The organism is Planctomycetota bacterium, from assembly GCA_016207825.1.
Lineage (GTDB): Bacteria > Planctomycetota > MHYJ01 > JACQXL01 > JACQZI01 > JACQZI01.
Map to the genome: position 1 here is coordinate 1 of JACQZI010000009.1, position 13248 is coordinate 13248.

The window sequence follows — 13248 nt, forward strand, 5'->3', positions numbered from 1 at the left end:
CGGAAATCAGGAAATCGGATAACGACCCGGCGGTCATCAAGGAGCAGAACGACGAAACCAACGAAGTGGTCCAGGGTTTTGTCAACAAGAGCCTGCATCTGGAACAATTTGAAACCGGCGGCAGTTCGCACGTTGATTTTGTCTATGACGAACTCAAAGGGCTATATCTCGAGATACTGGTAAACAAGAAGCCGTGAATAACTGGGATGTTAAAGATGCCTCGTCCTGATTCTTTAAGGCTGGAATCGGGACGAGGTTTTTCATTAACGGAGAATCGGCAATCGGATTGATTTTAGTTAGTATTGTGTCACCGAATTTCCTGGAGCTATAGGGAGAGGATGCTAATTTAACCCACTTAAATCCCATAATTCAACAGTTTTATTATCATTAATTAACGCTAGAGTCTTTCCGTCTGGAGAAAGTTTTACTTTTACGAAAGGGGTAGATGAACATACTGATGAATAAAATGCGCCCAATCTTCTATTTGAGAGAGTGTTATATATAAAAATCAGGCTTTTAGACATATAACCATGTCCTTCTAAGCCTTTAGCGCTATCTGTTCGCCATCCTGCGACCGCATAACGCGAACCATCAGAGTTGAAAGAAATGCTTTCTAAAGAATATTTTTTAATTTTCTTTTCCGATATTAAAGACAATCGGTTCCTATCAAAAACCGAAATGTTGTTATCAATAAAATAAAAATACTTATTCCCAGGGATCAATCCCGCTTCAGAGCCAACAAAAAATGGACGAGTGATTTCTTGTGTTTCTGTTATTTTCCCTGTGCTAATATCCATTTTTTCGGTCGTAATCTGCGTCGATTTCCCTAATCCGTCTATGATAAAAATAAAATTGCCGTCTTCTGTGCTTTCGCCTCCGCCGTTTTCAATAATCGTATTATTAATAATATTTGTCTCTTTAATAACATTTCCAGTAAGATAGTTAAAATGGCATAATTTAATGAAATTAGAAACTAAAACACCCAAAGCTTCTTGATTATTTAGCCAATGGATTTTCACCATGTGGCCTGCCACAGGGAGTTTTACTTGACACACAATGTCACCCGTATCTGTATCTACCACTTTAGCAGGGTTAGAGCGCTCATCATAATTTGAATTTGGGTCACTTTCTAACACCACCTCAAAGCAAACCACATATTTACCATCCGGTTCTCGTATTCCTTTAATACTATGTGCGTCTGGCAGAGAAACGCATTTCACTATTTTTGTTGTTTTAATATCCCTGATATAGGCCGTATTATGCTTTTCAAAAATACGGATGTTTTGTTTGTCGGATAAAAAATAAATATTTTCAGGCTGCTCTTCACACTTAATAATAGGGCCAATAAATTTAATATTCCCAATGACTTCATTTTCCTGGGGCAATGGCTCTTCATTTTGTGATTCGCCTCTCTCGCACCCGCTTATTATCATAAAAGAAAGGCTTAAAACAAGACTATTTATAAACAGCTTCGACATATTTTCCTTTCTTGGATTACGTAATCAAATCACCTATTTCTTACATTCTCCCTTCCCCTTCGAAAGAGTCAATCTATTCGGCTTATTTCCAATATTCCTTTATCACGTGCGTAATCATATAAACCACCCAGCCGATGGCGCACAGGAAGTAAATGATGCGGATGGGTTTGCGTGGATTCTTTAAACCCAGATGCACCAGGACCAACGCCGGAACCCCGATAAAGGTGAAGAATAAAAGAGGCATGGCAAGCATTTTAATGATACGCTCCATAACCGGGCTTGTCTCCACCGGCGGCTCACCTCCGAATAGGGCAATGCCGGCAATAATCAGGATAAACAATACCCCGACGGAAATATACGAGATGGTGATAATTTTAAACCACTTTGCTGGTTTCGTCTCTTTATTCATTTCTTCCATTTTACTTTTTCTTAACAGGGACTTGTAATAGACTTATACGAGACTAAGAAAATAAATTCGTCTCTTAAGAGTCTCGTCAAAGTCCCTGTTAATATTTCTTAATATTTATATAATGGTATATCGCATCTTAAAGACGGGGAATTCGGGAAAACCGCTTCTATCCCCACAGACAAGAAATATTCCAATCCCGCCTGCTTAAACCCGGATTTAATGTATATCTTTGCATCATTTTCCATAATTTCGCTATCCGCAAGATTTATCCATTTATCAGACAGCTTTTCCATTACGCCCATTTTATACTGCGGTTCGGGGCTAAACAGCTTAATATTCACCATGCATTGGGGAGGAATCGCTATCTTATTGCCGTCATTATCCAGGAAAGAGAGCTTCAGGTAAAGAGCATATTCCTCGGTCAGGTTATCAGGGATATCGGATGTCTTAATTATCTCTGCCTTAATTTGCGCAAATGAGGCGGCAACAGGCAACCGGGTATCGGCGGGGCGGCTGAGATTAACCAGCACGATTATCCCGATAGCCAGGAACAAGCCGAATCCGGCAATCAGTTTTAATATGCTTGATGGTTTCATATCATTTTTCTAACAGGGACTTGTAATAGACTTATACGAGACTAAGAAAATAAATTCGTCTCTTAAGAGTCTCGTCAAAGTCCCTGTTAAATACGCATCCTATTTTAAATTATAACTGTAATATAATTGTAAATTTAATATGCCAAATGTCGTGGAGTATAACCTCCCGCCGACCGAGCCCCAGGCGCAGACCGGGTCCCAGCTTCCGTCATTATCTCCACCTACCCTCTGGTGCTTGAGTAAGACATCCTTTAAGGTGTTATTCCATTTCGTCCAGTATTCTGATTTGGTTTCCCTATCCAGATAGTCGCTATGAATAAGCGCCATGGTCATGAAATACCAGTAAAACTGGTTAAGGATATTGTTTTCCAATCCGATAACGGTCCTATCCTGCTGTAATAAGCCTTCATTGCCGGAAACGCCGCGGTAGGGCTCCCAGACCGGAAGATATTTCATCAGGAACTCAGTTGCCTTTTTATCCGTATCCATATATTTATTATGGTTTAGGAGACTGCGCAGTAAAAACCGGGAGGCAATTCCGGTTGCCATGCTGTCATACCCGCCGAAGCAGTAAGAAGGCCCTTCCAGAAAACAGACCCTGCCGGTGGATTGGTTTGTCAGGCGCTCAAGATAGATTTCCACATCCCTTGACTGCGATGGCGGAATCTTCAATCCGGCTGCCTCGCTTGCCACAAATAGCGACATAATATAATAAATGCTCGTGCCGATATCAGTCGGTTCCAGGTAAAACGACCACGGGTAATTGAGTTGCACGCGATAATTACGCGCGTGCTCCAGCGCCTTATTAATAGAAGGGAGCAACGTTTCATCCTTTGTCATGGCATAGGCTTCAACTAAAGCAAGCGTTGAAATACTATGGTTATAACGCCGGCAGATAGGCTTAAGCACCATAGATTTTGCTTTTTCCTGATTAGCCGCATCCAGGTTAATCGCTCCGGTTGAATCCTGGCAGCTCAGGATATAATCGAGTCCCGCCTTGACAAAAGCCCGGTATTTGCCGTATTTATGAGTTGAGCCCGAACCCATGAAAGAAAGCATTGCCAGACCGGTCGCCGCGGCATCCATGAACTGGTCTTCATTGGTAAAATCAGGCAGGTTGAATTCCTTGCCGGAGAACGGATTAAGCCCGGATAAACTCCACCTGCCGTCGAGTGACTGATGGAGTGCAAGCCAGAGAAGCCCGCGTTGGATAGCTTTTTCGGTTTCCTCATTGCCGCCATTCGCCTCAAGCGCTTTTACTTTATCTTTGCCGAAGCGGTTGGCAAAGAGCGTCGGCACTTCCCCAATTGCGCTTTCATCAGGTGCGTTCGTTACCAATAATTTTAGCAGGCTCTTAACGCGCCAGTCTGTTTCATTATAAATAATCGTTTGCAGGGTAATGCCAAAATCACGGCAGTCCATTTCCACCAACGCCGCGGCTATATTAAGCCTGATTTCCGCTGATTGTGAATTACGCATCAGCTCTACCAGCGCTTCTATAATCTTATTACGCAATTCCGCCGGGAACAACTTTATATTAGAAATATTGGCAAGCGCCTGTATCTTGCAAATAGCCGGTTCGGCATCCTCGGTCTCTAACGCGGCCAACAGCTGTTTTACGCAATCATCAAGCGGTGTTTTGGCAGGCGGGAATCGGGAAGCCTGCCGCCCGATTAGTTTCGCCATAAATGCGCGGGCAGCCGGATCGTAGCTGTTGAACCGGTCATTTATCAGGTAATCGATTGTTTCATCATAGTGCTTATACAAATATTGGTTTAAGGCTTCTTCCAGCTCCCATTGGAGGGTGAAATCATTTTCATTCAACACCAGGAGCAGGGTATCGAACGCCTTTCGCGTATCATATTTTGTAATAAATTTCATGGCACTTTGGCGCAGTTCCCAGCCGCCTGACTGGTCCGCCAACGGAATCGTCAGGTATTCTATGGCATTGGCGATAAGGTCAGGATGCTCCGCGGGAATTCCGCCCAGTGCGTTTATTGCCGCCTGCCTGACCATTAAATCATTGTCTTTCAGGGTCTGGATTACGGCGCCGTGAATCAGCCCGCCCTTATTACCCATATCGCTTAAGACATTGATAAGCAGGGCGCGGATAGCAGGATTTGGGAAGTTTATGGCTTTGTCATTCATCCAGGCAACGGATTCATCATCGGTAATACTTGATAGGGCGGTGAAAAGGGCAGACTGGATTTCCTCGCTTCTCTCTTCCGCCAGCGTCATTAACAGCCTGACTGCGGAGAGATTATTGAATCTCCCTATCTTTTCTATTGAGGCGATTTTCCCCGCCGAATCGCCGTTTGACAGGTCATTGGCAAGAGTTTTCAAATCCGGCCCATCAGGGAAAACAGGCAATGCCAATATGACGCCCATTAAAACCAACAATAAGCATTTTATTTTCATAACCAGTTTATTTCCTTTAGTGAAGAATAAACGAGGACGAGTCCGATACCAACGATAATAAGAGGCCCGATAACCGCAAGCACCCGTATAATTTTAGGCGCTGAACTGAAACGCCCGAGAATGCGGCTCCCGCTGACCAGAAGGATTCCAATAGTTATAAGAACGCTGGCCAATCCCAGGCTGAAAGCAAGTATGATAGCCAATCCCCAGGCAATCCGGTTTATCTTAATCGCCATCAAAAGCACGACAATCGCCGCCGGGCAGGGAAGCATCCCGCCGGATATTCCCAAAGGCAATAATGTTCCCAATGTTATTTTTGTGGGGTGATTATGGGAATGCTCATGGATATGTACGCCGGAAGCATCGTGAGTATGACCATTATGAGAGTGTTCATGAGGATGCCGAAGGTGGCTATGTCCGTGCTGTCCTTCGCCACTCCGTAGCTTCGGAACAGCGGAGGATGGCATATCCGGAAATTTAAGCAGGCGCGAGATAAACATCCATATCCCGATGATAACGATAAGTGCGCTGGAAACGATACCGAAGATACCGGATAAAGCGGTATAGCTGATGCTTTGCGCCAGAATCAGGAAAAGGACTCCGGCGATTATCACTACAGATACGTGGGTAAGTGTCACGGTAAGCCCAAGGAATATGGCATCCCAGATGGTTCCTTTGGAACCGATTAAGTAAGCCGCGACAAGGGTCTTGCCATGGCCGGGCGCAAGGGCATGTGCAGCTCCATAAAAGAACGAGATGAGCAAAGCCACCAGGATGACGATAAAATTAAGCTGCGCTTCGCCTAGGAACTTAAGCATCATTTCCTTGGTTTTATCTTCTGCCTGGGCCGGACCCTGAGCGCTCCCGAAAAATCCTCCCAGCGGGTCAGGCGAGCCGCCGAAACCGGGCAGAAGCCGGAAAGATAATGTCAGGTTAGTTTTTTCATCCGTAATCACTCCGAAACCCTGCCTCAACATTTTCATGTTTGCCTCTTCATCAGGCATGTATTTCACCTCGGTCCCGTCCTGGGAAACAACATAGAGTTTAAACGTTACCTGTTTACGCAGGATATTACGGAGCGTTATGGAAATGCGGTGCCATTCATTATCCGGATTTTCTATAAAATGGGCGAAAGGGAAATTAAGCTTAATCCTGTTTGCATCAACTTTATCGCTTCCCGATAAATCGCATTTTACAAAGTCGCTGTATAAAGTAAATGAGACCGGTTTACCGTCCACTTCAACAATAAACTTTTCATCCACCACTCTTTTGGTTAAATCCGCCATGAAAGCAGCCTGTTCATCCATGGAAAGAACTCCATCATTATTTGTATCCATTGCGGTTCGGCAGGGCACGGATTCGATATCACCGTAGAGAATCCAATAATCAACCGTAACCATCGCCTTGACCGTATCACTGTAAGGCCAGAACCTTATCTCAATATAATCGCCGATGCCCATGATATCCTTGTCGGTAATATCATGTGCGAATAGGGGAGTGGAAGTGGAAACCAAGACCGCCAGGTAAATAACGAGCTTAATCAGTTTTTGCATAAGGACGCCTTCTTGATTAATCTGCATACTAAATCCAAAGGCAGACCGACGGCATTGTCCACCCTGCCTTTGATGATTTTAATGTAAGGGTCGCCCTGTTCCTGTATGGCATAACCGCCGGCTTTATCATAATGCTTATAGGATTTCAGGAGTTCCGCCATCCTTTCAGGGGACAGTTTTTTCATATAGACAACGGTTTCCGAATACCCGCCCAGCGCGAGGTTATTCTTTTTATTTATCACGCAAACGCCGGTAATGACCGAATGCCTTGTTCCGGAAAGGGCGCGCAATATCTTTTTGGCGGAGTTGAGGTTTTTCGGCTTTCCGATAAACTTGCCTTTTGAATAAACGATTGTATCCGCGCCGATTACCAATCCGCTCTTTATCTTACCCGCGACGCTTTCTGCCTTTTTGACGGCCAAATCGCATACGTATTGATAGGGCGAAATATTACTCTCCGGAAACTTTTCATGAACATCAGGTTTGATTACGCGAAAGGCAGGAATCCTGCGTTTAAGAAGGGCACGACGCCGTTCAGATGCCGATGCTAAAATGATTTGCATTTAGTATCATTTATCCTTGTTTGCCAGCCACCATCTTTGCCAGTCTACGCAGATATCATATTTGCCGGCTTCGTTCATAGCATTAAGGTTCGGGGCATCACTCCAGCCGGTTATTTTTATGAGCGCCCTGGAAGCCTCCTGTCCGATAAAAATATCGTCATTGGCCAGTTCAATAATCAGGACAGGCACAACGTCGTTTTTACCAATATCTGTAAGCTGTTTTAAAGCATCGTCAAATTCTATCTCCCTTTCAGTCGTTTTCCTTAAGATAGATATTACCTTCGGCTGAAGATCTTCTTTTACGAGAGGCTTAAAATCGCCGACTATTTTCAAACTGCCGCCTCCTCCGGATGAAGCATCGCCTGTCCCTGAAGCGGTTGTAGCACCGGATGCGATAGAATCGTCAAAACCCTTAATAAGTGCAGGCGAAGGATAGACGTAATCAGGCACGGTATCCTTATTCAGCCAGAACATTTTCCATTGCCCCAATATTTCCGCGGGCGTCAATGGTTTCCTCCTGCCCGGGCCGGTTGGGGCAAATTGCTTTTTAGTAAGCGTTTCAAGGGCGCTGAAATACAATTTGGCATCCGGTCCTTCTGGAGCATCAACCAGCAAGTCAATTAAGGCAACTATTCCGATATCTCCTTTCGCCACGACATCTTTATACATTTTTGCGATATCGCCGCTTGTTTTTGTCTTATCCCGCATTGTTTTTATCATCTCGGAAATCTCTGTTTTTAACGCTTCATCTGCTTTCACCCAGTTTTCCACTCCTTTTAGCTTGGGCTTAGCAGGCTCATTTGTTTTTTTAGCCTCATCCTTCGGCTGTTCTTCTGTTGTTTCTTCATCGCCGTTCTTCTTATCTTTTTTATCCGTCTCCTTTGAGCCGGATAATAAAATAATAATCACGATAAGCACTATCACTCCGCCGACAATCCCTCCGATTAAGAGCATTTTATTCTTCTTTTTAGGTTCTTCCTCAAAGCCCTCTTCTCCCTCGCCCTCTTCAGCGCCTTTGCGGGAAGGAAGCTTTTTGCCGAATTTCGAAGCGCCTTTTCCGCCCTTTAGCTTGCCGAGCTTCCCGAATTTAGAGACTGAACCTCCTTTTTGGGCGGCTAATCCGGATTTACCCAATCGGCTGGTCGGGCGGCGTGTAGGCGGGGCTTCTTCTTCAGTTACTTCTTCTTCGGCTGGCGCTTCATTCTGAGGAATCTCTTCCTCAACAAATGCCTCTTTTGGTTTTGGAGGGGGAGCCGCGGCCTTTGGCGGCAGGGGAGAAGGCGGCTTGGTTTGCGGCCTTTGGGGAGGCGCGGGCGGCCTCATTTGGCTTGGCGATGCGGCCTGAACCGGTTTTTGCATCTGCGCCGGCTGAACTGCCGGAGGGGCAACCGGAACAGTATTAATCATCCCGCATTTCTGGCATTTGAATTTTGTCCCTGGTTTCAGGTTGGCAATATTATAACCGACATTACAACCGGGGCAATTAAATACTTTTCTAACTCCGTTTGCCATAAACCACTCCTCATCATTACGATAGATTATTAATTTAACAGCGCACCCATATAATATGCCCTTTTAAATTAATTTGTCAAGATTTTAACATCTCCACAATGCCTTTAACGCCTCCAGAAAAAGTGACTAAAAAACTTGCGCCGCGCTTATTATTAAGTAAGATATGATGCAAAGGAGAATGCCACTATGACGAATTACCCGGAATTTCATTCGCACCGCTGGGCCAGGAACCTGAAAGAAGCCGGAGAACGCGCCCATAATAAAACCAACCTCGACTTGCTCTATAAAGGCGACTTTGCCAACCCCAGGAAAATATTTCCGGGGCTTAAAGTGATGGCGGCATTCTGGAAATCCGAGGAAGAAATGATGCGCTGCCGTTTTGATGTGATGGCAGAATACGCCAAAATGCCCGAACTCACACAGGGAAAGGATTTTTCCGAAAACTTAAAAATTAGTTTCGATAAATTTATCCAGGATGTCAAAGAACTTGTTAAACGGAATAAAATACTTCCGGAAAAAAGCCTGGAAGAAGCCATTAAAGCCAACCCGCCGAAAACGCCTGATAACTGGGCGGATATATTAAAACAGTTGTTTAAGGATACCGAAAAAGCGGTGGCCGAAGGGAATATGCCGGAAGAATTGCTTAACCGCTGGCTTATTTTCTGCCTGCAGGGGATAATCGCGTATAACTACGGTTTAATCAAACAAGCCGTCCTTTGCGGATTAATCCTGAAAAAACACGGTGAAAAGAAAATGGATGAAATCATAGAAAAATCACGCGATGATTACGGATGGCGTTTAAGCCGCATATTTTTCCGGGAAGTGTTTCCGGCCGCTGATATCACCGATATGACGGATTTGCAAACGCTCGGCCGTTATGGGATGTTCGCAGACCAGGAAGTCATTACCGAGGAAAAAATGCCTCCGGCGGATAAAAAAGATACCGAGCCGAAAGTAAAGACATCGCAGTTTCTCAACTGCCAGGAATACAGCATATTCGACACAGTATTTAAATTAATGAAAGTACCGGTTAATCATGCCGGTGTGGGCATGTGCGCTTATTGCGAAGAACACGGAAGGAAAAACACCCAGCTATTCGTTCCGCCAAGCATGCACCCGGAAACGAAGCTCTTGCAGGCGTTGGCATTGGGCGCGGATAAATGCATATTTGAAACCAAGCTTTATCCGGCCAATGATATGGAACGGTTTATGGAAGCACAAAACAAAGTATTTGGAGAGGAATAAGTTATGAGATTAAAAGACAAAGTTGCCATTATTACAGGGGCGGGTTCCGGGATAGGCGCGGCATCAGCCGTTCTTTTTGCCCAGGAAGGGGCGAAAGTCGCGGTGGTGGACTTAAACCATAAAGGTGCCGAGGAAGTTGCCAAGCAAATAAAGGCAAAAGGCGGCAAAGCAATCGCACTCAAGGTAAATATCGCCAGCACGGATGAAGTCGATAAGATGGCTGAAACCGTTTTGAAAGAATTCGGCACTATAGATATTTTGGTGAACAACGCCGGCACGAATGAATTCGTCCCGTTCCCTGTCCTACAGGAAGCGGATGTCGCCAAGATAATGGATATTAATTTCATGGGCGCATTCAGGTGCGTCAAGGCGGTGCTTCCGACCATGACCGAGAAGATGTACGGAAAGATCATCAATATCACCTCGGTAATGTCGGTAATCGCCGGCAAGGGGCAGAACGCCTACAACGCCTCCAAGGGCGCTTTGAAGATGCTTACCCAGGGTATGGCTTATGACTTGGCGAGTTACAACATCAATGTAAATGCGGTCGGGCCGGGCATGACCAGAACCGGCTTGACAAAAAACCTCTTTGCCAACCCCGACCGGGTCAAGTGGTTTGAGGAAAAAATACCGCTGGGCAGGCTGGGGACACCGGAAGATATGGCTCCGGCAATACTTTTCCTGGCATCCGATGAATCGAGCTATATTACCGGGCAGACTATATTCGTCGACGGCGGAATGGTAGCAACCAGATAATCTTTAACTTAATAGAAAAGGAGAAACATATGGCAACAGTGCAGGAAGTGGTAAACGGATTGCCGGGTTTATTCAACACGGCCCGCGCAAAAGGCTACAACAGGCAAATCCAGCTTAATATCACGGGTGAAGGCGGGGGACTCTGGTGGCTTGAGATAAAAAACCAGGTCTGCACCGTTAATCAGGGAAAACTGGAAAATGCCAAACTAATCCTGGAAATGGAAGGTAAAGATTTTATCGATTATTTTACGGGCAAAGTGCATCCTATGGAACTGGTCCGCTCCAAAAAGATGAAATTTACCGGTCCGATGACCGAAGGCATTGCCTTTAATGCCATCTGGAATATACCGGTTGTTCCACAATAGCAATATTTTGTTTTCCTATGTTATTAGCGGAACTCAAAAAACATACGGATGCAATATCCGCGCTTGTTATTTCCCCTGACGGAAAGCATATGGCATCCGGCGGCAAAGATACTGTCATCCGATTATGGAAAATCGATGGCGACAAGTTCACGCCGTTGCGCGAGTTCGCCGGACATACCGATGCAATAAACACGCTGGCGTTTTCCGCTGATAATAAATATCTTGCCTCAGGCAGCAAGGATACCACCATTATCCTATGGGATATTGAAACAGGAGAAATATTAAATACGGTAAAGGATTATACCCAACCGGTACTGGCGGTAGCCTTTTCACCTGACGGCAAATACATGGCATCCGGCAGCTGGGATAATACAATAAAACTTTGGTCATGCGAAACTGGTGAATGCGTAAAAACATTATTAGGGCATACCGACTGGGTAAGAACGATTGCCTTTTCGCCGGACAGCAAATATCTTGTTTCGGGAAGCAGCGATAAAACAATAAAATTATGGTCTCCGGAAAAAGGCGAGTGCCTGAAAACGCTCAGTGCCCATTCGCAAGCCGTCCTTCGCGTTTGTTTTTCTCCGGACGGTAAATATATCGTATCGGGCGGCATGGATAATACCGTAAAAATCTGGTCGGCTGAAAAACTGATTATCTTAAATAATCTACCGGGTCATACCCAGCCGATATCAAGCATCGCGTTCTTCCCTGACGGGAAACACATTATTTCAGGAAGCGAAGACATGACCATCCGCTGCTGGACCATCGATAAAGGCAAATGCATAAAAATATTGAATTCCGGCAATAAAATAATGTCGTTAGCCGCATTGCCGGACGGCAAGCACGTGATTTCCGGAAACGCCGACGGCACGCTGCAAACCTGGACTATTGAGACGGGCAGCTTTATCAAAAGCCTTCCCGGGCATAGTAACTGGGTAAAATCGCTGGCTTTTTCCCCTGACGGGAAAATCATCGCTTCCGGCAGCCACGATAACATGATAAAGCTCTGGTCAGCAGAAAAGCATGCCTTCATGAAAAATATCGAAGGGCATGCGGATTCGGTAATGTCCGTATCATTTTCCAAAGACGGCAAATACCTGGTTTCCGGCGCCGATGATAAAAGCGTGCGGGTATGGAATGTTGAAACAGGCGAATGTATAAAAACACTGCGGGGTCATACCGAATCGGTCCAAAGCGCTTGCTTTTCCAATGACGGGAAAATAATTGTATCAGCCAGCAGCGATAAAACAGTAAAAATATGGTCCGTGGAAAAATGGGAGTGCATAAAAACTTTGGAAGACCATGCCCAGCCGGTTTGGGTGGTTGCTTTTTCCCCTGACGGGCAATATCTGGCTTCAGCCGGGAATGATAATAACATAATCTTATGGACTGCCGGTAATTTTGAATTCTCAAAAATACTTAAAGGGCATGTCGGCTGGATTAAAACGCTGGCATGGTCCCATGACAGCAAATATTTGGTGTCCGGGGGAAACGACATGACTGCGCGCCTATGGTTAATCCCCTTAAGCAAATGCATGCAGATATACAAAGGCCATTCACGCTGGGTATTATCTGTCGCGTTTTCAATCGACGGTAAAATTATCGCCTCTGCCGGCGCAGACAATGCGATTAAAATATGGAGCCCCAATTCCGATAAATGCCTGAAAACCATCGTTTCCGACAAAGATAATTACCAAGATGGAATAGAAACATCCATAACGCCAAAATCAACATGGGACACTTCATACATGAAGAAAAAGATTAGCGCGGTAAAAGCGCTGGCTTTTTCGCCTGACGGATATCTTGTTTCCGGTGGAGAAGACAACATGCTTAAAATCTGGTCTCTTTCTGAACTATTAATATAAGCCTGCCCCCATGACTGCCAAGGAAATTATAAAGAAACTGGGGTTGAAAAAACATCCTGAAGGCGGTTATTACAGAGAAACCTATTCTTCGAAAGGGAAAACCCGGGTTTATGGCCGGGAAAGGAATTACTCATCCGCCATATATTTCCTTTTACCTAAAGGGTCAAAATCTAATTTACATCGACTGAAATCTGACGAACTCTGGCATTTTTACCTGGGCGGACCGTTAACGCTAGTCCAGATTTATAATAATGAAAAAATAGAAACAGTAACAATGGGGCAGAATATAAAATCCGGGCATTTTCTTCAGCATACAGTGCCTGCCGGATGCTGGTTCGGGGCTTTCCTGCTTTGTTGAATAATTATTTTGAGGAGTGATATAAAAGTTAAAGTAAAACAGGGTCATAGACGAAAATACTTGTAGAGAACAGTATTTTTATAAGGAGAACCCGTCTATGACCCCTGATTTATTATGTGAATCGGCA

13 protein-coding genes are annotated in these 13248 nt (G+C 45.0%); 6 read left to right on the forward strand and 7 right to left on the reverse strand.

What is annotated here, in order from left to right; genetic code table 11:
* A partial coding sequence (locus tag HY811_04640; protein ID MBI4834093.1) for a hypothetical protein occupies positions 1–197 on the forward strand: 197 nt, incomplete at its 5' end.
* Positions 198–341: 144 nt separating this feature from the next.
* Here the strand turns inward: HY811_04640 and HY811_04645 are convergent.
* From HY811_04645 to HY811_04675, 7 genes are all read right to left on the reverse strand, one after another.
* Complete coding sequence (locus HY811_04645; protein ID MBI4834094.1) at positions 342–1478, reverse strand: hypothetical protein; 1137 nt, start codon at positions 1476–1478, stop codon at positions 342–344.
* An 82-nt stretch (positions 1479–1560) separates the two neighbouring features.
* Positions 1561–1887 carry a hypothetical protein gene (locus HY811_04650; protein ID MBI4834095.1) on the reverse strand — a complete coding sequence of 109 codons (327 nt, stop codon included), beginning with the start codon at positions 1885–1887 and terminating at the stop codon, positions 1561–1563.
* Between the two features lie 107 nt (positions 1888–1994).
* Positions 1995–2483, reverse strand: coding sequence for a hypothetical protein (locus HY811_04655; GenBank protein ID MBI4834096.1), 489 nt, complete (start codon positions 2481–2483; stop codon positions 1995–1997).
* Between the two features lie 99 nt (positions 2484–2582).
* Positions 2583–4901, reverse strand: a complete 2319-nt coding sequence (locus HY811_04660) for a hypothetical protein (GenBank protein ID MBI4834097.1) — start codon at positions 4899–4901, stop codon at positions 2583–2585.
* Complete coding sequence (locus HY811_04665) at positions 4898–6454, reverse strand: hypothetical protein (GenBank protein ID MBI4834098.1); 1557 nt, start codon at positions 6452–6454, stop codon at positions 4898–4900. Before HY811_04665 ends, HY811_04660 begins: the two co-directional genes overlap by 4 nt.
* Entirely contained in the window at positions 6442–7017 is a 576-nt protein-coding gene (maf, locus tag HY811_04670; GenBank protein MBI4834099.1) for a septum formation protein Maf, read from the reverse strand. Before maf ends, HY811_04665 begins: the two co-directional genes overlap by 13 nt.
* A gap of 6 nt (positions 7018–7023) precedes the next feature.
* Entirely contained in the window at positions 7024–8529 is a 1506-nt protein-coding gene (locus HY811_04675; GenBank protein ID MBI4834100.1) for a hypothetical protein, read from the reverse strand.
* 186 nt (positions 8530–8715) lie between these two features.
* Here HY811_04675 and HY811_04680 point away from each other — a divergent pair, with 186 nt between their 5' ends.
* From HY811_04680 to HY811_04700, 5 genes are read left to right on the forward strand one after another with little or no spacing between them, the layout of a single operon-like run.
* A complete protein-coding gene (locus tag HY811_04680) occupies positions 8716–9774 on the forward strand; it encodes a hypothetical protein (GenBank protein MBI4834101.1) in 1059 nt (352 codons plus the stop codon).
* Positions 9775–9777: 3 nt separating this feature from the next.
* Complete coding sequence (locus HY811_04685; GenBank protein MBI4834102.1) at positions 9778–10530, forward strand: SDR family oxidoreductase; 753 nt, start codon at positions 9778–9780, stop codon at positions 10528–10530.
* Positions 10531–10559: 29 nt separating this feature from the next.
* Positions 10560–10895 carry an SCP2 sterol-binding domain-containing protein gene (locus HY811_04690; GenBank protein MBI4834103.1) on the forward strand — a complete coding sequence of 112 codons (336 nt, stop codon included), beginning with the start codon at positions 10560–10562 and terminating at the stop codon, positions 10893–10895.
* Positions 10896–10912: 17 nt separating this feature from the next.
* Positions 10913–12763: a hypothetical protein gene (locus tag HY811_04695; GenBank protein ID MBI4834104.1), complete on the forward strand. Its 1851-nt coding sequence runs from the start codon at positions 10913–10915 to the stop codon at positions 12761–12763.
* 10 nt (positions 12764–12773) lie between these two features.
* The gene (locus HY811_04700) at positions 12774–13121 is read left to right on the forward strand and encodes a cupin domain-containing protein (GenBank protein ID MBI4834105.1); all 348 of its coding nucleotides are present in this window, start codon (positions 12774–12776) and stop codon (positions 13119–13121) included.
* Positions 13122–13248 lie beyond the last annotated feature (127 nt).